Annotated in this window: 21 protein-coding genes; 12 read left to right on the top strand and 9 right to left on the bottom strand. The window is 67.6% G+C overall.

The features are described from left to right. Positions 1 to 51 precede the first annotated feature (51 nt). A complete protein-coding gene (locus ACUDCK_RS03630) occupies positions 52 to 549 on the bottom strand; it encodes a YbaK/EbsC family protein (protein ID WP_049071322.1) in 498 nt (165 codons plus the stop codon). A 141-nt stretch (positions 550 to 690) separates the two neighbouring features. On the opposite strand from ACUDCK_RS03630, the gene ACUDCK_RS03625 reads away from it, so the two are divergent. Then, positions 691 to 1,500 carry an alpha/beta fold hydrolase gene (locus ACUDCK_RS03625; protein ID WP_054503519.1) on the top strand — a complete coding sequence of 270 codons (810 nt, stop codon included), beginning with the start codon at positions 691 to 693 and terminating at the stop codon, positions 1,498 to 1,500. Between the two features lie 11 nt (positions 1,501 to 1,511). On the opposite strand, the gene ACUDCK_RS03620 is transcribed toward ACUDCK_RS03625, so the two are convergent. Further along, positions 1,512 to 1,982 carry an Lrp/AsnC family transcriptional regulator gene (locus ACUDCK_RS03620; RefSeq protein ID WP_006388732.1) on the bottom strand — a complete coding sequence of 157 codons (471 nt, stop codon included), beginning with the start codon at positions 1,980 to 1,982 and terminating at the stop codon, positions 1,512 to 1,514. A 246-nt stretch (positions 1,983 to 2,228) separates the two neighbouring features. Between ACUDCK_RS03620 and ACUDCK_RS03615 the strand changes: the two genes are divergently transcribed. Next, entirely contained in the window at positions 2,229 to 3,185 is a 957-nt protein-coding gene (locus ACUDCK_RS03615; RefSeq protein WP_244976954.1) for a DMT family transporter, read from the top strand. 73 nt (positions 3,186 to 3,258) lie between these two features. Here the strand turns inward: ACUDCK_RS03615 and fusA are convergent, their stop codons facing one another. The 4 genes from fusA to ACUDCK_RS03595 form a co-directional block, all read right to left on the bottom strand. Next, positions 3,259 to 5,370 (bottom strand): elongation factor G, encoded by a 2,112-nt coding sequence (gene fusA / locus ACUDCK_RS03610; RefSeq protein WP_116791542.1) that lies wholly within the window; start codon positions 5,368 to 5,370, stop codon positions 3,259 to 3,261. 280 nt (positions 5,371 to 5,650) lie between these two features. Further along, positions 5,651 to 6,115, bottom strand: coding sequence for a universal stress protein (locus ACUDCK_RS03605; protein ID WP_006388728.1), 465 nt, complete (start codon positions 6,113 to 6,115; stop codon positions 5,651 to 5,653). Positions 6,116 to 6,202: 87 nt separating this feature from the next. Then, a complete protein-coding gene (locus tag ACUDCK_RS03600) occupies positions 6,203 to 6,547 on the bottom strand; it encodes a TIGR01244 family sulfur transferase (RefSeq protein ID WP_025137488.1) in 345 nt (114 codons plus the stop codon). Between the two features lie 46 nt (positions 6,548 to 6,593). After that, positions 6,594 to 7,991, bottom strand: a complete 1,398-nt coding sequence (locus tag ACUDCK_RS03595; protein ID WP_144657102.1) for an aminotransferase-like domain-containing protein — start codon at positions 7,989 to 7,991, stop codon at positions 6,594 to 6,596. Between the two features lie 230 nt (positions 7,992 to 8,221). On the opposite strand from ACUDCK_RS03595, the gene ACUDCK_RS03590 reads away from it, so the two are divergent. Beyond that, positions 8,222 to 8,866 carry a LysE family translocator gene (locus tag ACUDCK_RS03590; protein ID WP_054503515.1) on the top strand — a complete coding sequence of 215 codons (645 nt, stop codon included), beginning with the start codon at positions 8,222 to 8,224 and terminating at the stop codon, positions 8,864 to 8,866. Positions 8,867 to 8,876: 10 nt separating this feature from the next. Here the strand turns inward: ACUDCK_RS03590 and ACUDCK_RS03585 are convergent, their stop codons facing one another. Both ACUDCK_RS03585 and ACUDCK_RS03580 read right to left on the bottom strand, forming a co-directional pair. Further along, on the bottom strand, positions 8,877 to 9,569 hold the full coding sequence (locus ACUDCK_RS03585) for an LrgB family protein (protein WP_175143903.1): 693 nt from the start codon (positions 9,567 to 9,569) through the stop codon (positions 8,877 to 8,879). Continuing rightward, positions 9,559 to 9,963 carry a CidA/LrgA family protein gene (locus ACUDCK_RS03580; protein WP_175143904.1) on the bottom strand — a complete coding sequence of 135 codons (405 nt, stop codon included), beginning with the start codon at positions 9,961 to 9,963 and terminating at the stop codon, positions 9,559 to 9,561. Before ACUDCK_RS03580 ends, ACUDCK_RS03585 begins: the two co-directional genes overlap by 11 nt. Positions 9,964 to 10,058: 95 nt before the next feature. On the opposite strand from ACUDCK_RS03580, the gene ACUDCK_RS03575 reads away from it, so the two are divergent. The 9 genes from ACUDCK_RS03575 to ACUDCK_RS03535 all read left to right on the top strand — a co-directional run bounded on the left by ACUDCK_RS03575 (position 10,059) and on the right by ACUDCK_RS03535 (position 18,556). Then, the gene (locus ACUDCK_RS03575) at positions 10,059 to 10,946 is read left to right on the top strand and encodes a LysR family transcriptional regulator (RefSeq protein ID WP_054503512.1); all 888 of its coding nucleotides are present in this window, start codon (positions 10,059 to 10,061) and stop codon (positions 10,944 to 10,946) included. Between the two features lie 71 nt (positions 10,947 to 11,017). Next, positions 11,018 to 11,905, top strand: a complete 888-nt coding sequence (locus ACUDCK_RS03570) for an alpha/beta hydrolase (RefSeq protein ID WP_064526156.1) — start codon at positions 11,018 to 11,020, stop codon at positions 11,903 to 11,905. Between the two features lie 271 nt (positions 11,906 to 12,176). Beyond that, positions 12,177 to 13,088: a dihydrodipicolinate synthase family protein gene (locus ACUDCK_RS03565; RefSeq protein WP_064526157.1), complete on the top strand. Its 912-nt coding sequence runs from the start codon at positions 12,177 to 12,179 to the stop codon at positions 13,086 to 13,088. A gap of 76 nt (positions 13,089 to 13,164) precedes the next feature. Continuing rightward, the gene (locus ACUDCK_RS03560; protein WP_054503509.1) at positions 13,165 to 13,920 is read left to right on the top strand and encodes an ABC transporter ATP-binding protein; all 756 of its coding nucleotides are present in this window, start codon (positions 13,165 to 13,167) and stop codon (positions 13,918 to 13,920) included. Next, positions 13,913 to 14,632, top strand: coding sequence for an ABC transporter ATP-binding protein (locus ACUDCK_RS03555; RefSeq protein ID WP_175168068.1), 720 nt, complete (start codon positions 13,913 to 13,915; stop codon positions 14,630 to 14,632). Before ACUDCK_RS03560 ends, ACUDCK_RS03555 begins: the two co-directional genes overlap by 8 nt. An 86-nt stretch (positions 14,633 to 14,718) precedes the next feature. Further along, positions 14,719 to 15,924 carry an ABC transporter substrate-binding protein gene (locus tag ACUDCK_RS03550; protein ID WP_175168067.1) on the top strand — a complete coding sequence of 402 codons (1,206 nt, stop codon included), beginning with the start codon at positions 14,719 to 14,721 and terminating at the stop codon, positions 15,922 to 15,924. Positions 15,925 to 16,036: 112 nt separating this feature from the next. Continuing rightward, positions 16,037 to 16,939, top strand: coding sequence for a branched-chain amino acid ABC transporter permease (locus tag ACUDCK_RS03545; protein WP_006388713.1), 903 nt, complete (start codon positions 16,037 to 16,039; stop codon positions 16,937 to 16,939). A gap of 1 nt (position 16,940) precedes the next feature. Further along, positions 16,941 to 17,906 (top strand): branched-chain amino acid ABC transporter permease, encoded by a 966-nt coding sequence (locus ACUDCK_RS03540; RefSeq protein WP_054506155.1) that lies wholly within the window; start codon positions 16,941 to 16,943, stop codon positions 17,904 to 17,906. Beyond that, positions 17,906 to 18,556, top strand: a complete 651-nt coding sequence (locus ACUDCK_RS03535; protein ID WP_064526163.1) for a GntR family transcriptional regulator — start codon at positions 17,906 to 17,908, stop codon at positions 18,554 to 18,556. Before ACUDCK_RS03540 ends, ACUDCK_RS03535 begins: the two co-directional genes overlap by 1 nt. Here the strand turns inward: ACUDCK_RS03535 and ACUDCK_RS03530 are convergent. Then, on the bottom strand, positions 18,531 to 19,022 hold the full coding sequence (locus ACUDCK_RS03530) for a multidrug/biocide efflux PACE transporter (RefSeq protein WP_175168066.1): 492 nt from the start codon (positions 19,020 to 19,022) through the stop codon (positions 18,531 to 18,533). The two genes, ACUDCK_RS03535 and ACUDCK_RS03530, sit on opposite strands and share 26 nt — an antisense overlap. Between the last annotated feature and the right edge of the window lie 77 nt (positions 19,023 to 19,099).

Raw genomic sequence — 19,099 nt, 5'->3', positions numbered from 1 at the left:
CGCGGCGGCGTTCGTCTGCCCGCGCCATGGCGCGGGGCTTTCCAGGCTGCGCTAGGCGCGCTGCGCCACGTCGGCGACCGGCGCGCCGGTCATGGCGGCCAATTGCCGCGGCGTCAGGTTGAAGACCGCGTGCGGGTGCCCCGCCGCCGCCCACAGGCTGTCGTACTGGAACAGGTCCTGGTCGAGCAGCATCACGGGCTTGACCGCGTGACCGATCGGGCAGACGCCGCCGATGGCGTAACCGGTCATCTCGCGCACGAACTTGGCGTCCGCCTTGGCCAGCGCGCCGACCTGCTCCGCGACCTTGGACTCATCGACGCGGTTGATACCGCTGGCGATGACCAGCACCGGCGCGTCGTCGGCGGCCCGGCGGAAGATGATCGACTTGGCGATCTGTGCCACCTCGCACCCCAGCCCTGCCGCCGCCTCGGCCGAGGTCTTGCCCGTCTGCGGTAGCACCACCACCGGCTTGTCATGGCCCATCTCGGCCAGCAGGCGGGCGACGCGTTGGGCGGACTCGGGAAGATCGGCGGGGGTGGCGAGGGACATCTGGCGAACTCCGTTCAAGACAAAAAGATCGGGAATCGAGTTTATCAGCCCGGCGAATGCCCCCGCCGCGGGCGCGGGCGTGCCGCTGCCGAGGGAGTGAAACGGCTAGAATGCGCGGCTGGCCTTCCCGACCCCGACCCGATGCGTTCCGAACCCGTCCTGCCCCTGCAAAGCGCCGATATCGGCGGCTATGCCATGTCCTACACCGAATACGGCGAAGGGGCGCCCCTGGTGCTGGTGCACGGCTCGCTGTCGGACTGTCGCTACTGGAAATCGCAGATGGCGCCGCTGGGCCGTTCGTTCCGGGTGCTGGCGGTGTGCCTGCGCCGCTATTGGCCCGAAAGCTGGGATGGCGAAGGCGACGGTTTCTCGGTGGCGCAGCACGGCGCCGACGTGCTGGCGTTCATCGACAAGGTGGCGGGCGGTCCCGCCCATCTGGTGGGCCATTCGCGCGGCGGCCGCGTGGCCCTGGAAGCCGCGCTGGCCCGCCCCGACGCACTGCGCAGCCTGACGCTGGCCGACCCCGGCCTGCCGCTGCCTGGCGGCGACGACGCCCGGGGCGGTTTTCGCCAGCGGGCGCTCGAACTGATCCGCGACGGCGCCGTGGAAGAAGGCCTGGCGCTGTTCGTGGACACGGTGACCGGGCCGGACACCTGGCAACGCATGGTGCCCTGGTTCAAGGAAATGGTGCGCGACAACGCCGGCACGCTGTTCGGCCAGGCCCGCGAGACGCCGGCCTCGCTGAGTCCGCAGGAGATTGCCTCGCTGACGCTGCCGACGCTGCTCATCGGCGGCGCGTTGAGCCCCGATCCCTACCCCGCCGTGCTCGACGCGCTGGAGAGCTGGCTGCCGCAATCGCGGCGGGTGGACATTGCCGGCTCGTCGCATGGCATGAACCTGGGCAACCCGCGCGCCTTCAACGGCGCCATCGAATCGTTCCTGCGCGGCTGAGCGGCGCGCCGTCAGGGCTCGACCGACGGCGTGTGCTTGAGGCGCTTGAGCACGAAGGTCGAGCGGCTGTGCCGCACGCCGGGCAGCTTGTAGAGCCGCTTGCGCAGGAACTCTTCATAACCCTCGGTGCCGGCCACCGCGACCTTGATCAGGTAGTCGTATTCGCCCGTCACCAGGAACGCTTCCACCACTTGCGGCAGGCGGGTGATCGCCTCGCCGAAGCGCGCCAGCGTGTCATCGTCGTGGTGCTCGAGCGTGACCTCGATCATGACCGTGTCGGGCAGGCCCAGCGCCTTCTGGTTCAACAGGGCAGCATAGCCCTCGATCACGCCCGCGTCCTCCAGCGCCTTGACCCGGTTCCAGCAGGGCGTGGGCGACAGGCCGACCTGCTCGGCCAGCTTCAGGTTGGTGAGGCGGCCGTCGGTGCGCAGCGCGCGCAGGATCTTGCGGTCGGTTTCGTCGATTTTGGGTGGCGTGGACACGGGGCGGAAAATCCGTAGAAGAGACTATCCCTGCAAAAGCTGATTCTAGAGGATATATATTCCCTCAATACCGCTAAATTGGCGGGAATCAGGAAACCTATTTTCCCGACCCGGTCGTAGACTCTCCATCAAGACGGGCATTACCCCGCCCGTCGGATCCAGCGCCCGCGCCGTGGCACAACCCGGCGCCGACGCCGGTGTAGTCCACCGCAGTGTGCCGCGCGCCGATCCGCGCGGCGGGAAATCATGTCTCACGCAGCAGCAGTCCCCGCAAGAACCGGCCTGGGCCTGTCCGGCACCGCCATGCTCCTGGCCGCGCCGGCGCTCTTCGCCTCCAACATGGTGGCCGCCCGCTGGGCCCACGACGCCGCCCTTCCCCCCGTGTTCCTGGCTTTCGGCCGCTGGCTGATCGCCTTCCTGATCCTGTTGCCGCTGGCCGCGCCGGCCTTGCTGCGGCATCGCCAGGCGCTGTGGCGCGGCCTGCCCACGCTGCTGCCGCTGGCGGTGCTGGGCATGGGCGTGGCGGTGGCGCCGCAGTACATCGGCGCCCAAAGCACCAGCGCCACCAATATCGCGCTGATCTTCTCGTGCAGCCCGATCCTGGTGGCGCTGCTGGAAGCGGTCATCTGGCGCAAGCCTCTCTCGCCCCTGCGCGCCGCCGGGCTGGCGCTGGCGCTGGGCGGCGTGCTGGTGGTGCTGACGCGCGGCGACGCCTGGGCGCTGGCGCGGCTGGCGTTCGGCCAGGGCGACCTGTGGGTGCTGCTGGCCGCCACCGGCTGGGCGCTCTATACGGTGCTGCAGAAGCGCCTGGCGCAGCCGGCTGTGCCGGATGGCGCGCGGCTGGCGGCGATGATGCTGGGCGGCGCGATCGCGCTGGCGCCGTTCGCCGGCATCGAGGCCGCCACCAGCGCCATCCCGCCCTGGAGCGATCCACGGCTGGCGGCGGTCCTGCTGTTCCTGGCGGTCGTGCCGAGCCTGGGCGCGTATTACGTCTACGGCCGGCTGATCAGCCGCGCCGGCCCCGCCACCGCGGGCCTGTCGATGTTTTTGGTGCCGGTGTATGCCGCGCTGCTGGCCTGGCCACTGCTGGGCGAGGCGCCGCAACTGTTCCATGCCTATGGCTTCGTGATGATCCTGCTCGGCGTGAAGCTGGCGTCCTCGCGCATGCGGACGGCGACGGCCGGCGCCGCCGCGCCGGCCTGACGTGCCAGCCTGAAGCGCGAGAAAGAAAAAAGGGCCACCGCGCGGGTGGCCCTTGTTACGAGCGATTCCGGATTCAGCGGCCCGTGCCCTGGGCCGCGATCACTTCCTGCGCCACCTGGCGCGGCGCTTCGGCGTAGTGCTTGAACTCCATCGTGTAGGTGGCGCGGCCCTGCGTCAGCGAGCGCAGCGAGGTGGAGTAGCCGAACATCTCGGCCAGCGGCACCTCGGCCCGCACCACCTTGCCGCCGCCCCCGGCGATGTCTTCCATGCCCTGGACCATGCCACGACGGGACGACAGGTCGCCCATGACGTTGCCGGTGAAGTCCTCGGGCGTTTCCACCTCGACCTGCATCATAGGCTCCAGCAGCACCGGGTCGGCGCGCCGCATGCCTTCCTTGAAGGCCATCGAACCGGCCATCTTGAAGGCGTTCTCGTTCGAGTCCACGTCGTGGTACGAACCGAAGAACAGCGTCACCTTCACATCGACCACCGGATAGCCCGCCAGCACGCCGGCGTTGAGCGCCTCGCGGATGCCCTTGTCCACCGCCGGGATGAACTCGCGCGGCACCACGCCGCCCTTGATGGCATCGACGAACTCGTAGCCCTTGCCAGGCTCCTGCGGCTCGAGCTTGAGCACCACGTGGCCGTACTGGCCGCGGCCGCCCGACTGCTTGACGAACTTGCCTTCGACTTCGTCACAGGTCTTGCGGATGGTCTCGCGATAGGCCACCTGCGGCTTGCCCACCGTGGCCTCGACGCCGAACTCGCGCTTCATGCGGTCGACCAGGATCTCCAGGTGCAGCTCGCCCATGCCGGAAATGATGGTCTGGCCGGACTCCTCGTCGGTGCGCACGCGGAATGAGGGATCTTCCTGCGCCAGCCGGCCCAGGGCGATGCCCATCTTTTCCTGGTCGGCCTTGGTCTTGGGCTCGACCGCCTGCGAGATGACCGGCTCGGGGAACACCATGCGTTCGAGCACGATGACGTGCGCCGGATCGGTCAGCGTATCGCCCGTGGTGACGTCCTTGACGCCTACCGCGGCGGCGATGTCGCCGGCATAGACCTCGGTGATCTCGCGCCGCTCGTTGGCGTGCATCTGCAGGATGCGGCCCAGGCGTTCCTTCTTTTCCTTGACCGGGTTGTAGACCGAGTCGCCGGACTTGACCACGCCGGAGTAGACGCGGAAGAACACCAACTGGCCGACGAACGGGTCGGTCATGATCTTGAAGGCCAGCGCCGAGAACGGCTCCTTGTCGGTGGGATGGCGTTCGATTTCGTGGTCGCGCTCGTCGTGGCCCTTGATGGCGGGCACGTCGACCGGCGACGGCAGGTAGTCGATGACGGCATCCAGCATGGCCTGCACGCCCTTGTTCTTGAAGGCGCTGCCGCACAGCATCGGCACGATCTCGTTGGCGACCGTGCGCTGGCGCAGGCCCTGCTTGATCTCGGCCTCGGTCAGCGCCTCGCCGCCCAGGTATTTCTCCAGCAGCGTTTCATTGGCCTCGGCGGCCTTCTCGACCATCTTGTCGTGCCATTCCTGCGCCTGCGCCTGCAGCGCCGGTGGAATGTCACGGTACTCGAAACGCACGCCCTGGCTGGCGTCGTCCCAGATGATGGCCTTCATCTTGACAAGGTCGATGACGCCCTCGAAGCCGTCCTCGGCGCCCACCGGCAGTTGCACCGGCACGGCGTCGCCCTTGAGACGTTCGCTGATCTGGCGCTGCACGCGCAGGAAGTCCGCGCCGACGCGGTCCATCTTGTTGACGAAGGCCAGCCGCGGCACGCGGTACTTGTTGGCCTGGCGCCAGACGGTCTCGGATTGCGGCTGCACGCCGCCGACCGCGTCATAGACCATGACCGCGCCATCCAGCACGCGCATGGAGCGCTCGACCTCGATGGTGAAGTCGACGTGGCCCGGCGTGTCGATGATGTTGATGCGGTGTTCGGGATAATTGCCGCCCATGCCCTTCCAGAAGGCGGTGGTGGCGGCGGACGTGATGGTGATGCCGCGTTCCTGTTCCTGCTCCATCCAGTCCATCACGGCGGCGCCGTTGTGCACTTCGCCGATCTTGTGGGTGATACCGGTATAGAAGAGGATGCGCTCGGTGGTCGTCGTCTTGCCCGCGTCGATGTGGGCGCTGATGCCGATGTTCCGGTATAGCTCGATAGGCGTCTTGCGAGTCATGGCCTCGTTCCTTGCAGTAATCACCAGGAGTAGGCGGCAGGTCCGACCGGATACTGCCGCGGCGGGCGCCATGCCGCGTTGAGAGGTGTGCTCGGGTGTTGCGAAACCGCGCCCGCACTTATCCGTAAATATTACGCGCCGCGGGCCGGTTTACAAGCTTTAGCCATATGGGTCATAGGGAATGGCGCGGACAAGAAAAAGCCCCTCGCCAGGAGGGGCCGGGCCCGGCATCGGCGCCGGGAGGCCTGACAGCGGCCTGACACGGGCAACGAGGCCGGATCTACTTCTTTTCTTCCTTGACGCGGTACACCAGCACGGCGGTGCTGGCCAGCGACAGCACCTTGGCGGTGACGCTGCCCAGCAGCAGGCGCGACAGGCCGCTGCGGCCGTGGCTGCCGATGAAGATCAGGTCGCAACCGGCGTCGGCGGCTGCCTGGACGATGCCGTCGGCCACGTTGAAGTTGGACACGGCGCGCGCCTCGGACTTCACGCCGGCGGTGTCGGCGCGGTCGGTGATCTGCTTGAGGTACTTGTCGGCCTGTTCGGCCGAGGCCTTTTCGTAGTCTTCGTCGGTGATGGCGTAGGCCGCGGCCATGCCGTCGAAACCGATGGTGGCGGCGAACGGCTGCGTCACGTAGAGGGCGACGACGTCAGCGCCCACCGAGCGCGCGAAGGAAATGCCGGCGTTGGCGGCTTGGGCCGACAGCGGCGAGCCGTCGGTGGGAATCAGGATCTTCTTGAACATCTTGCCTGCTCCTGTTTGAGAGGAAGCTCCATGCTACCGGAAACCCGCCAGGTTCACATCAAGCGAACCCGGGGTCCTTGATGCGCGTCAACCCAGTTGCTGGGCGGCGGCGAACAGGTTGGTGCAGCGGGTGCCGGTGCGGCAGTACGCCAGCACCGGGCCCGGCAGGGTGCGCAGCAATTCGGCGAAGCGGACCACATCGGCGGCGGTCATGGCGCTGCCGACGACCGGCTGGTATTCGATTTTCAGGCCGGCGGCGGCGGCGGCCTTGGACACGTCGGCGGCGGTCGGCTGGTCGGGGCCGCCCTCGAAGTCGGGACGGTTGATGATGACGCTCTTGTAGCCGGCGGCGGCCACGTCGGCCATGTCGTCGGGGCCCAGTTGCGGGGCGACGGCGAAATTCTCGGTGAGGGGTTTGATGGGTGCGGACATGGCGATTCCTTGATGGGGGTGACTGCGTATTATTGTAGGAGCCGTTTCAGGCGAAAAGCTTTTCCAGCATATTCCACACGCCCCGGTCATCGACCATCGGCACCGAGAACCGCAACATGGTCGACGGCCCCTGGGATGGCGAGAACAGCGTGCCGGGCGCCAGCAGCATGCCCTGGTCGGCGGCGGCGCGAGCCAGCACCTCGCTGTCGCGCCCGCAATCGGCCCACACGAACATGCCTGCCTGCGGCTCGTGCCGGATCGTCAGGCCGAGCTTCTGCAGGCCCTTCAGGCAGCGCTGGCGGGCCTCGTCCACCCGCAGCCGCACGCGCTCGATATGGCGCCGGTACTGTCCTTCCATCAGCACCCGGTGCACCACCCGTTCGCCCAGCTCGGGCGAAGTCAGCCCGGCCAGCATCTTCAGGTCGGCCAGCTTCTGCAGGATGTCGGGATTGGCGGCCAGATAGCCCACGCGCAGGCTGGCCGCCAGCATCTTGGAATAGCCGCTGACCAGGATCACGCGATTGAGCCGGTCCAGCACCGCCAGCTTCATGGCGCCGCCCGGATGCAACTCGCCGTAGGTGTCGTCTTCCACCACCATGAAATCGTGACGCTCGGCGATGCGCAGGATGTCGTAGGCGGCGCCCGCCGACAAAGTGTGGCCGGTGGGGTTGTGGACCGCGCTGTTGATGATGAACAGCTTCGGCTTGTGCTGCGCCGCCAGTTGCTCCAGCAAGGCGGTGTCGGGACCGTCGGGACCGCGCGGCACGCCGATCAGCCGGGCGCCGAAGGCGGCCAGGCGGCCAAAGATGACGAACCAGGCCGGATCCTCGACCAGCACGGTGTCGCCGGGCTGCACCAACAGGCGGGCGATCAGGTCCAGGGCATGGGTGACGCCATTGGTGGTGAGCAGATTGCGTTCGGGATGAGCGGGCACGCCGTCGCTCTGCAGCGAGGCGGCGATCTGCTGGCGCAGCGGCGAAAACCCCTGCGGATGGCCGTAGGAAACGAGATGGCCGCGCACCGAGCGGCCCACCGCACGCACCGCGCCCGCCACCATTTCGGGATCGAGCCAGTCGGCCGGCAGCAAGCCGGCGCCGCCCGGCATGCCTGGCCCGCCGCCCTCGCGGAACATGCTACGCAGCAGCCAGGCGATATCGACCCGCGCCGGCGGCGTGAAATTCTGCGTGGAAGCGGGCACGGCGACCGGGGCCAGCGGCCCGCTGCGCGCGCGCACGAAAAAGCCGGCGCCGCGCCGCGATTGGACCAGACCGCGCGCCACCAGCCGGTCGTAGGCTTCCACCACCGTGAAACGGCTGACGCCGGACTGCTCGGCCATCTTGCGGATGGACGGCAGGCGCGTCCCCGGCCGCAAGCCTTGCTCGTCGATGCGCCGGGCCAGGCCGTCGGCCAATTGCGCCACCAGCGTGGCGTCGGCCTGGCGCACCGGCTGCCAGGGCATGGAAGGCGAAGTAACTGTCATGGGGATTTCACCAGGCCAGCGGTTGAAGTGACATGTATAAGTGTACCGGTACTGTACCGATAACTATGCGTAGAGTGACAGCAATGGCATCAGCCCGCAAGCCCCGCGGACCGCTCCGCCGCATCGCCATGGCAAGGCTGCGGCCAGGGCTGCCACGGGGACCGGCCGCAGCCCTGTTTCATTGGAGTCAAGAAATGACGTTGTTCCCCGCCAGCCTGGCCGACGTGCCGCTCGCTTCCCTGTCCTTGCTGGGTCCCCTGGCAATGTTCGCCCTGGTCAGTTCGATCACGCCGGGGCCGAACAACGTCATGCTGGCCGCGTCCGGCCTGAACTTCGGCTTTCGCCGCAGCATGCCGCACCTGCTGGGCGTGAACCTCGGCTTCACGCTGATGATTTTCCTGGTGGGCGTGGGGCTGGGATCAGTGTTCCAACAGGTGCCGCAGCTTTACACGGTGCTCAAATACGTGGGCGCAGCCTACCTGCTGTACCTGGCCTGGAAGATCGCCAACTCGGGCGGCATGGAGGATGGCGCCGTCAGCGGCAAGCCGATGACCTTCCTGCAGGCCGCCGCCTTCCAGTGGGTCAACCCCAAGGCCTGGGTGATGGCCGTCGGCGTGATCGCCACCTATACGCCGCAGGCCGGCTTCTTCGCCAACCTGGTCATCGCCACGGTGGTGTGCGGCATCGTCAACCTGCCGAGCATCGGCATCTGGGTCACCTTCGGCACCGCACTGCGGCGCGTGCTGCACAAGCCGTGGGCGATCCGCGCCTTCAACGTCAGCATGGCGCTGCTGCTGGTGGCCTCGCTGTATCCGGTGGCGCTGGAAGCCTTCCACTGACGCGGCCGGATCAGGCCCGCAGCGCCACCACCACGGCGGGCGTGACCAGCACGTTGAACAGCCCTGCCATCACCATCACCAGGCCGGCCACCGCGCCCTCTTCCGCCGCCAGTTCACGCGCCTTGGCCGTGCCGGCGCCGTGGGCGCCCATGCCGAACAGGGCGCCCCGAGCCAGGGCTGAACGCAGGGGCAGCCAGCGGCGCATGAGCTGGCCGATGGCCGCGCCGAAGACGCCGGTGACGATGACGAACACCGCGGTCAGGTCGGGTGCGCCGCCGACGTGCGACGACACCGCCACCGCGAACGGCGTGGCCACCGAGCGCGGCAACAGGCTCAGCCGCAGATCCGGCGGCAGGTCCAGCAGGCTGCCCAGCAACCAGGCGCTGAGTCCGGCGATGGCGCTGCCGACCACCACCCCCGCCGCCAGCACCGGCCAGTAGCGGCGGATAAGCGCGCGCTGCTCGTACAGCGGCAGCGCGAAGGCAACGATCACCGGCCCCAGCATCAGCATCAGCCAGTGCGAGCCCGACATGTAGTCGCGATAGCCGGTATGCAGGAGCAAAGCCAGCATCAGCAACAGGGCCGGCGCCACCACCAGCGTCGACGTCCACCAGTACGCATAGCGGCGATAGAACAGGCGCGCGCAGGCATAGGCCAACACGGTGGCCAGCGGCCAGAACAGCAGATTGAATTCAGCCCGCATGGCGGTTCATCCATCGGTAGCCGAGGTCGATCGTCAGCGCTGTGCCCGCCATGACCAGCGCTGTGCCCAGCAGGATCACGGCCAACAGCTTGGCGCCCAGCACGCCCAGGAATTCGCGGTGGTCCAGCAACGACATCACCGCGGGCACGAAGAACAGCAGCATCTCGCCCAGCAACCAGCTCGCGCCCCGGTGCACGTTGCGAACGCGCAGCAGGCCCGAAGCCAGCAACGCCAGCACCAGCGCCATGCCGATGACGCCGCCCGGCACCGGCAGGCCGGCGGCATTGGCCAGCATCTGGCCCAACAGGGAAAACAGGGTGATGAGGACGATCTGCAGCAAGCGGCTGCGGCGCAGCAGGCTGCGCAGGAGAACGGGATAGCGTGGGCGAGACATGGGTGAAATTCCTTGGGATGGAAACGTTTTACGCCTGGCCAGGGCATAGATAAAATGAATTTGATGAATTCAACCCATTCCAATCAGGCATAGTTATGGATCTGCGCCCCTTGCGCGCCTTGGTGGAGGTGGTCCGCCAGGGCGGTTTTTCCCAGGCGGCCAAGGTCGTGTTCGCCACCCAGCCCACGGTCAGCAAGGCCGTGCGGCAACTGGAGGATGAAATCGGCATGCCCTTGCTCGACCGCCAGGCGCAGCCGCCGCGGCTGACCGAGGCAGGCGAGATCGTCTACCGGCGCGCGGTCAAGATGTTGGCCGAACGCGACGATCTCTACGCCGAGCTGGACGAGCTGCGCGGCCTGAAACGCGGCGTGTTGCGGCTGGGCCTGCCGCCACTGGGCAGCAACGCGCTGTTCGCGCCGATGTTCGCGCGCTTTCGCAGCCGCTATCCGCAGATCGAGATCAGCCTGCTGGAACATGGCGGCCATCGGCTCGAGGAAATGGTGATGGCCGGCGAAATCGAGCTGGCCGCGTCGCTGCGCCCGGAATCCGGCGAACTCGATTGGCAGCCGGTGGCGCGCGAGCCGTTGATCGCGCTGTTGCCCGCCGACCATGCTGGTGCGCGCGCCGCCGCTATCGACCTGGAACAACTGCGCGACTCGCCCTTCATCCTGTTCGAGACCGGCTTCGCGCTGAACCGCGTCATCCTCGATGCCTGCCAGCGGGCCGGCTTCACCCCGGCGATTGCCGCCCGCAGCGGCCAGACCGACTTCATCGCGGCGCTGGTCATGGCCGGCCTGGGGGTCGCCTTCCTGCCGCGCCTGAAGGCCAACGAGGAGCGGCATGCGGGCGTGGCGCGGGTGCCGGTGCGCGATCCCGGCACGGACTGGGAAATGGGCCTGGTGTGGCGACGCGGCGGCTATCTTTCGCACGCCGCCCAGGCCTGGCTGGCACTGGCGCGCGAGATGCATCCGGATACCGCTTGACGCGAGCCGTCAACAACCGCCGTTGTATGCTGGCGGCGGAACCGTGCCCGTCGGCGCGGGTCATATCCTCCATGCCCGCCCTGCCCCGCCTCACCCTGCGCCGCCTGATCGGCGCCGCCGTGCTCGCCGCCGCCAGCGTGGTCGGCTGCTCGCAGCTCGACTCCTGGCAGCGCCAGACCATCTTCTCGCCGCAATCCGAGCCGCAGACCTGGTGGCGCGAGCCGGCCAAGGGCACGCAGGTCTACGACCTGGCGCTGGCCAACGGCGACAAGGTTCGGGCCTGGTACTGGCAAAGCCCGCAGGCCGACGCGCCCACCGTGCTGTATCTGCATGGCGCGCGCTGGAACCTGAACGGCAGCGCCTTCCGCATCGACGGCTGGACCCGCAAGGGCTATTCGATCCTGGCCATCGACTACCGCGGTTTCGGCGCGTCGACGCCGCGCCTGCCGTCCGAGGCCAGCGCGCTGGAAGATGCCATGGCCGGCTTGAAGGAATTGGCCCGCCTGCAACCGGACCCGGCGCGCCGCTTCGTCTATGGCCACAGCCTGGGCGGCGCCATTGCGATCAACCTGGCGGCGCGCCCGGAGCAACCGGACTTCGCCGGGCTGATCGTCGAATCCAGTTTCACCAGCATCAGCGCGATGCTGTCCACCATGAAGTGGGGCCGCGTGCCCGGCGCCAGCCTGCTGGTCACGCAACCGTTCGACTCGGTGCAGACGCTGGCGCAGCTCCACACGCCGATGCTGTTCATGCATGGCACCGCCGATCGCGTAGTGCCGCACACCATGAGCGACGAGCTTTACGCCGCCGCCCGGGGAGTGGCGCCCGAACTGAAGCGGCTGGTCAAGATCGAGGGCGCGACGCATTCGGGCGCGTTCCGCAGCGGCGAGCAATACGACGACGCCGTGAAGACCTTCATGCGCGACGCCAGCCGCGCCTATCAACGCAAGGCCGGCTGACCCTCGCGCCGCGCCACCACGGGCCGAGCCATCCGTCGCGCCCGCGGGATCGGGCGTGCACGCCCGATCCCGCGGGCGCGCGCGGCATTCCGCTGGCTCCCTTCCCGCCCATTCCCCTGCGCCTTCGGGCGCCCACACCGTCCTCCCCGGGGAAACCCGCTCTCGGGAAACTCCCATATCAAAATATCTTCTAAATATATTTAACGGATATTAGACTTTCTCCCACCCGCCGCCCTTCCTTCGCGGCGCCGGCCATCCGAGGAGAATCCAGTTGAGTAACGTGCGTTGGCAGGGCGTCTTTCCTGCCGTAACCAGTAAGTTCCATGCCGACGAAACCCTCGACTTCGAAGCGATGCGCAAGCACTTCGGCTTCCTGATCGACAACGGCGTGCATGGCCTCGTCACCTGCGGTTCGCTCGGCGAAGCCAGCACCCTGACGCTGGAGGAAAAGCTGGCGGTGACGCGTTGCGCCGTGGAAGTCAGCGGCGGCCGCATCCCCGTGCTGGCCAACGTGTCGGAAACCAGCACCCGCGAGGCGCTGCGCTTCATCAAGGCGGCGGTGGACCTGGGCGTGGACGGCTTCATGCTGATGCCGTCGCTCATCTACGTGGCCGATGCGCGCGAGGCGATGCAGAGCATCCGCACCATGGCCGAGGCCGCCGCCAAGCCCTGCATGATCTACAACAACCCGGTCGCCTACCGCGTCGACCTCAAGCCCGAGCACATGGCCGAGCTGGCCGATTGCCAATGGCTGGTGGCGATCAAGGAAAGCAGCGACGACATCCGCCGCGTGACCGACCTGCGCAACAAGCTGGGCGACCGCTATCAACTGTTCATCGGCGTCGACGACCTGTCGTTCGAAGCCCTGGCGCTGGGCGCCGACGGCCTGCTGGCCGGCCTGGTGACCGCCTTCCCGCGCGAGACAGTGGCGCTGTACGACCTGATGAAGGCCGGCAAGTGGCAGGAAGCGCTGGCGCTGTACCAGTGGTTCACGCCGCTGCTGCACCTGGATGTTTCGACCAAGCTGGTGCAGAACATCAAGCTGGCCGAGACCCTGGCCGGCGTCGGCAACGAGCACGTGCGTCGTCCGCGCCTGCCGCTGGTGGGCGCCGAGCGCGAGCGCTGCGCCGGCATCATCGAAGCGGCGCTGGCCAAGCGGCCGCGGCAATACCAGTCGAAGTAAACGACCCAGCCCGAAGCAGGACCGGCGCGCCCGCAGGGCTGGGGCGCGCCATCCTCCCGCCAGCCTCTCGGACACCATGCACAGCGACATCATCCTTCAGACCCGGGGCCTCACCAAGGAATTCCGCGGCTTCGTGGCGGTCAACGACGTCAACCTGAGCGTCAGGCGCGGCGCGATCCATGCGCTGATCGGTCCCAACGGGGCCGGCAAGACCACGGTCTTCAATCTGCTCACCAAGTTCCACATCCCGACCCGCGGCCAGATCGTCTACGACGGCGTCGACATCACCGGCGAACGGCCGGCGCAGACGGCGCGGCGCGGCATCGTGCGCTCGTTCCAGATCTCGGCGGTGTTTGCGCAGTTGTCGGTGCGCGAGAACGTGCGCGTGGCCTTGCAGCGCAAGCTGGGCGTGGACTACTGCTTCTGGCGTTCGGAGCGCTCGCTGGAGCGGCTGCATGCGCGGGTCGAGGAGCTGCTCGACCAGGTCGGCCTGCGCGGGCAACTGGACGTGGCCGCCGGTGACCTGCCCTACGGCCGCAAGCGCACGCTGGAGATCGCCACCACGCTGGCGCTGGAGCCGGAACTGCTGTTGCTGGATGAGCCGACGCAAGGCATGGGCCACGAGGACGTGGACCGCGTCAAGCACCTGATCAAGCAGGTCTCGGCCGGCCGCAGCATCCTGATGGTGGAACACAACATGAAGGTGGTGGCCGACATCTGCGACACCATCACCGTCCTGCAACGCGGCGAGATCCTGGCCGAGGGTCCGTACGCCGAGGTGTCCGCGAACCCCGCGGTGCGCGAAGCGTACATGGGAGCGGAAGATGAATGACAAGACCCCGGCGCGGTCCATGCTGGAGATCCGCGATCTGCACGCCTGGTATGGCGAATCGCACATCCTGCACGGCATCGACCTGGACGTGAAGGCGGGCGAGTGCATCACGCTGCTGGGCCGCAATGGCGCGGGCCGCAGCTCGACCCTGAAGTCGGTGCTGGGCCTGGTGGGCCGGCGCAGCGGCTCCATCAAGGTGCAGGGCCAGGAAACCATCGGCCTGCCGCCGCACAAGATCGCGCGCCGGGGCATCGGCTATTGCCCCGAAGAGCGCGGCATCTACGCCTCGCTGACCGCCGAGGAGAACCTCATGCTGCTGCCCTCGGTGGGGCCGGACGGCATGTCGGTGGAAGAGATCTACGCGATGTTCCCCAACCTGAAGGAACGCGCCCACAGCCCCGGAACGCGGCTGTCGGGCGGCGAGCAGCAGATGCTGGCGATGGCGCGCATCCTGCGCACCGGCGCCCGCCTGCTGCTGCTCGATGAAATCACCGAAGGCCTGGCGCCCGTCATCGTGCAGGCGCTGGGCCGGGTGATCCGGCAATTGCAGGAGCGCGGCTACACCACCGTGCTGGTCGAGCAGAACTTCCGCTTCGCCCGGCACCTGGCGGACCGCCATTACGTCATCGAACATGGCCAGGTGGCCGCCGTGATCGAGCGGGCCGAGGTCGAGCGGTCGCAGGACCGGCTCAACACCCTGCTCGGCATCTGAAGGCCGTCGCGCGCAGTTCCCCGTCATTGCAGTTCCCGTGTTGCTTCCGACCGCAGTCCCCCCATTCCCCTACGGAGCGTAGTCAGATGAAATTGAATCGAATTGCAGCGGCGCTGTGCGCCATCGGCTTGGCGGGCGCCGCCCACGCCGAGACCGGCATCAGCGACGGCATCGTCAAGGTCGGCGTGCTGACCGACCTGTCCGGCGTCTATTCCGACCTGGCCGGCAACGGCTCGGTGATCGCGGCGCGCATGGCGGCCGAGGAGATGGGCAACAAGGTGCTGGGCAAGCCGGTCGAGGTGGTGGCCGCCGACCATCAGAACAAGCCCGACGTCGCCGCCAACCTGGCGCGCGAATGGTTCGACCAGGGCAAGGTCGACATGATCACCGACTTCCCCACCGCGTCGACCGCGCTGGCCGTGATGGAGATCGCGCGCCAGAAGAACCGCGTGACCATGCCGTCCGCGGGCCTGTCGACGGCGATCCTGGGCGAGAAGTGCTCGCCGCTGAACGCGCAATGGACCACCAACACCTACGCGCTGGCGGCCGGCACGGCGCGCGCGCTGGTCAAGGAAGGCAAGAAGAGCTGGTACTTCATCACCGCCGACTACACCTTCGGCCATTCGCTGGAGAAGGACGCCACCGAAGTCATCCAGGAGAACGGCGGCAGCGTCGTCGGCGTGTCGCGCCACCCCTTCCCCGGCAACGATTTCTCGTCGTTCCTGCTGAAGGCGCAGGCCTCCAAGGCCGACGTGATCGCCCTGGCCAACGCCGGCAACGACACCGTCAACGCGGTCAAGCAGGCCAACGAATTCGGCATCACCAAGAAGCAGATCGTGGCGCCGCTGCTCACCTACATTTCGGACGTGCACAGCATGGGCCTGGCCAAGGCACAGGGCATGTACCTGACCGAGGCGTTCTACTGGGACTACGACGACGCCTCGCGCGCCTGGGCCAGGAAGTTCTTCGAGAAGGCCAAGAAGATGCCGACGGCCTCGCAGGCGGGCGTCTACTCGGCCACGCTGTCCTACCTGAAGGCGATCGAGGCGGCCGGCACCGACGAGGCGCCGGCGGTCATGGCCAAGCTGCGCGAGATGACCATCAACGACGCCGTGATCCGCAACGGCAAGCTGCGCGCGGATGGCGCGCTGGTGCACGACATGCTGCTGTTGCAGGTGAAGGCGCCGGCCGAGTCCAAGGCGCCTTGGGACTACTACCACGTGAAGTCGGTGCTCAAGGGCGACGAGGTCTTTCCCAAGCCGCAGGCCGCCTGCGCGCTGAACAAGTCCTGACGCCCGCTGGCGCCGGGCGGCTTGCGCCCGGCGCCGGTTCGATCCGCCCGCGGCGCGCGGCAACGCGCGCCTCCCGCAAACCGACGCGTCCCGTGTCCGATCGCCGCCCACTATGTTCGACATCTCGCTTCCCGCCCTGCTCGCCCAACTGCTGGTGGGGCTGATCAACGGCTGCTTCTACGCCATCCTCAGCATGGGGCTGGCCATCATCTTCGGCCTGCTCAACATCGTCAATTTCACCCACGGCGCCCAGTTCATGATGGCGGCGTTCCTGGCGTGGATCGGCTTCACCCAGTTGCCGCAACTGCTGGGCCCGGGCGCGCAGATCAACTTCTGGGCGGCCCTGGTGCTGGCGCCGCTGATTGTCGGCGCGGTCGGGGTGGTTATCGAGAAGACGCTGCTCAAGCGGCTCTACCACCTGGACCACCTGTACGGCCTGCTGCTGACCTTCGGCATCGCGCTGATGATGGAAGGCGGGTTCCGCTACTTCTACGGCATCTCCGGCGTGGGCTACGAGCCGCCCGAGATCCTGCAGGGCGGCTTCGACCTGGGCTTCATGTTCCTGCCGGCGTACCGCGCCTTCGTGGTGGTGGCGTCGCTGCTGCTGTGCCTGCTGACCTGGTACCTGTTCGAGCGCACCCGGCTGGGCGCGCTGCTGCGCGCCGGCACCGAGAACGCCCGGCTGCTGCAGGCCTTCGGCGTCAACGTGCCGGTGATGATCACGCTGACCTACGGCTTCGGCGTGGCGCTGGCCGGCGTGGCGGGCGTGCTGGCCGCGCCCGTCATGCAGATCAACCCGCTGATGGGCTCCAACCTGCTCAATATCGTGTTCGCGGTGGTGGTGATCGGCGGCCTCGGCTCGATCATGGGCGCCATCGTCACCGGCCTGGCGCTGGGCCTGCTGGAGGGCCTGGCCAAGGTGTTCTACCCCGAAGCGTCCACCGTGGTCGTGTTCATCGTGATGGCGGTGGTGCTGCTGACGCGCCCCGCGGGCCTGTTCGGCAAGGAGAAATAAGGTGTCGCGCTTCCCTCTTTCCATCCGCATCCTCGCGCTGCTGCTGGTGCCGGCGCTGCTGGTCCCGTGGTTCCCGCAAGTGGTCTATCCGGTGTTCGTGATGAAGGTGCTGTGCTTCGCGCTGTTCGCGCTGGCCTTCAACCTGCTGACCGGCTTCACCGGCCTGGTGTCGTTCGGCCATGCCGCCTTCTTCGGCTGGGCCGGCTATGCCGCCGGCGAAATGATGATCCTGTACGGCGCGGCCGGCCTGCCGCCCGAGCTGGCAATGCTGTGCGGCGTGGCCATGGCCGCCGCCATCGGCTATGCCATCGGCTGGCTGGCGATCCGCCGCACCGGCATCTACTTCGCCATGATCACGCTGGCGCTGTCGCAGGTGGCCTACTTCATGGCGGTGCAGGTCCGCTGGACGCGCGGCGAGGACGGCATGCAGGGCATTCCGCGCGGCAAGTTCCTGGGCCTGGTGGACCTGAGCGCCGACACCAACATGTATTACTTCACGCTGGGCGTGTTCGTGCTGGGGTTCCTGTTCGTCTACCGGGTCATCCATTCGCCCTTCGGACAGGTGCTCAAGACCATCCGCGACAACGCGCCGCGGGCCATTTCGCTGGGGTACGATACGGATCGGTGCAAGCTGCTGGCGTTCGTGCTGTCGGCTTCGGTGGCCGGCCTGGCCGGTTCGCTCAAGGCGCTGGTGCTGCAACTGGTGGCGCTCAACGACGTGTCGCTGGCCACCTCCACCGAAGTCCTGCTGATGACGCTGCTGGGCGGGATCGGCACCGTGTGGGGCCCCGTGGTGGGCGCCACGCTGGTCGTCAGCCTGCAGAACTACCTGGCCACCCTGGGCGATGTCGTCACCATCGTCATCGGGTTGATTTTCGTGTTGTGCGTGTCGTTCTTCCGGCGCGGGTTCGTCGGCGAATGGCTGGCCTACACGCAGTGGCGCAAAACGAAGGAAAACAACCGTTGATGGCAGGAGCAGAACCCAAAAGGCGCGCGGCAGACGTCGCCTACGACCAGATCGAAAGCATGATCGCCACCCTGCAATTGCAGCCGGGCAGCGCGGTCGTTGAAGCGGATCTGATCGAAAAGACCGGCCTGGGCCGCACCCCGCTGCGCGAAGCGTTGCTGCGCATGGTGGCGGCCGGCCTGATCCGCCAGGAACCGCGGCGCGGCCTGCGGGTCTCGATGATCCAGCTTGCCGACCACATGGACCTGATCCAGACCCGCCGGGCGCTGGAGCAGTTGATCGCCGCCAGCGCGGCGCGCCGCGCCACGCCGGCGCAACGCGCCCAGATTGTCGAATGCGCGACGCAGATGGTGCGCGCGGCCGAGGGCGGCAACCTTGACGACTACATGCAGGCCGACCAGTTGCTCGACCACGTCTGCCACAGCGCCTGCCGCAACGTCTCGGCCGTGAATGCGGTGGAACCGCTGATCATCCAGTGCCGGCGCTTCTGGTACGCCTACCAGCACGAAGGCGACATCGCCGAGGGCGCGCGCCGCCACATGGCCATGGCCGCCGGCATCGCCACGGGCGACGAAGCGGCGGCCATCCAGGGCGCGGATTCGCTGATGGACTACCTGGAGATGTTTACGCGCAAGGTGATTGACGCGTAGCGCTCGCGACCGGGGCGGCGGCGTCCTTGGCGCCGCGCGCCAGCCAGGCCATGACGCGCGGGCGGGCGCGGTCGTAGCCCAGGTTGTAGAAGAAGGCGTACGGCAGGTAGAACAGCACCAGCGCGATGTCCAGCACGAAGGCCTGCCACAGGCTGATGTTCAGCCACCAGGCGGCCAGCGGGATCACGATCAGGATCAGCCCGAGCTCGAAGCCGAACGCGTGGATCACGCGCACGCGCAGGTTGCGGGTGATGCCCAGGCGATTTTCGAGGCGGTCGAAGCCGGCGTTGTAGATCATGTTCCAGACCAGCGCGATCCAGGCGATCACGGCGGTCAGCACGCCCATTTCGAACAGCGACTTGCCCATGGCCCAGGCGGCCACCGGCGCGCACAGGCCGATGGCGAGAATCTCGAACAGGAAAGCGTGGATGAAGCGCTCTTTGATGGTTTTCTTGGCTTGCGTCATGACCCACCTCTGAGGTCGTTTGTTTCAGTGACCGGGGGATTTTCGACGATATTTCCGGTACGATAAAGATAGAATCC

It is taken from the genome of Achromobacter sp. CF-sbj1-Ac2-l, assembly GCF_052698165.1.
This window is presented reverse-complemented; position numbering and strand designations above follow the sequence as displayed.

Coding starts and splice junctions, on each gene's coding strand:
- ACUDCK_RS03630 (WP_049071322.1), bottom strand. CDS start 549: ATGTCCCTCGCCACCCCCGCCGATCTTCCCGAGTCCGCCCAACGCGTC.
- ACUDCK_RS03625 (WP_054503519.1), top strand. CDS start 691: ATGCGTTCCGAACCCGTCCTGCCCCTGCAAAGCGCCGATATCGGCGGC.
- ACUDCK_RS03615 (WP_244976954.1), top strand. CDS start 2,229: ATGTCTCACGCAGCAGCAGTCCCCGCAAGAACCGGCCTGGGCCTGTCC.
- fusA (WP_116791542.1), bottom strand. CDS start 5,370: ATGACTCGCAAGACGCCTATCGAGCTATACCGGAACATCGGCATCAGC.
- ACUDCK_RS03605 (WP_006388728.1), bottom strand. CDS start 6,115: ATGTTCAAGAAGATCCTGATTCCCACCGACGGCTCGCCGCTGTCGGCC.
- ACUDCK_RS03600 (WP_025137488.1), bottom strand. CDS start 6,547: ATGTCCGCACCCATCAAACCCCTCACCGAGAATTTCGCCGTCGCCCCG.
- ACUDCK_RS03590 (WP_054503515.1), top strand. CDS start 8,222: ATGACGTTGTTCCCCGCCAGCCTGGCCGACGTGCCGCTCGCTTCCCTG.
- ACUDCK_RS03585 (WP_175143903.1), bottom strand. CDS start 9,569: ATGCGGGCTGAATTCAATCTGCTGTTCTGGCCGCTGGCCACCGTGTTG.
- ACUDCK_RS03580 (WP_175143904.1), bottom strand. CDS start 9,963: ATGTCTCGCCCACGCTATCCCGTTCTCCTGCGCAGCCTGCTGCGCCGC.
- ACUDCK_RS03575 (WP_054503512.1), top strand. CDS start 10,059: ATGGATCTGCGCCCCTTGCGCGCCTTGGTGGAGGTGGTCCGCCAGGGC.
- ACUDCK_RS03570 (WP_064526156.1), top strand. CDS start 11,018: ATGCCCGCCCTGCCCCGCCTCACCCTGCGCCGCCTGATCGGCGCCGCC.
- ACUDCK_RS03560 (WP_054503509.1), top strand. CDS start 13,165: ATGCACAGCGACATCATCCTTCAGACCCGGGGCCTCACCAAGGAATTC.
- ACUDCK_RS03555 (WP_175168068.1), top strand. CDS start 13,913: ATGAATGACAAGACCCCGGCGCGGTCCATGCTGGAGATCCGCGATCTG.
- ACUDCK_RS03550 (WP_175168067.1), top strand. CDS start 14,719: ATGAAATTGAATCGAATTGCAGCGGCGCTGTGCGCCATCGGCTTGGCG.
- ACUDCK_RS03545 (WP_006388713.1), top strand. CDS start 16,037: ATGTTCGACATCTCGCTTCCCGCCCTGCTCGCCCAACTGCTGGTGGGG.
- ACUDCK_RS03535 (WP_064526163.1), top strand. CDS start 17,906: ATGGCAGGAGCAGAACCCAAAAGGCGCGCGGCAGACGTCGCCTACGAC.
- ACUDCK_RS03530 (WP_175168066.1), bottom strand. CDS start 19,022: ATGACGCAAGCCAAGAAAACCATCAAAGAGCGCTTCATCCACGCTTTC.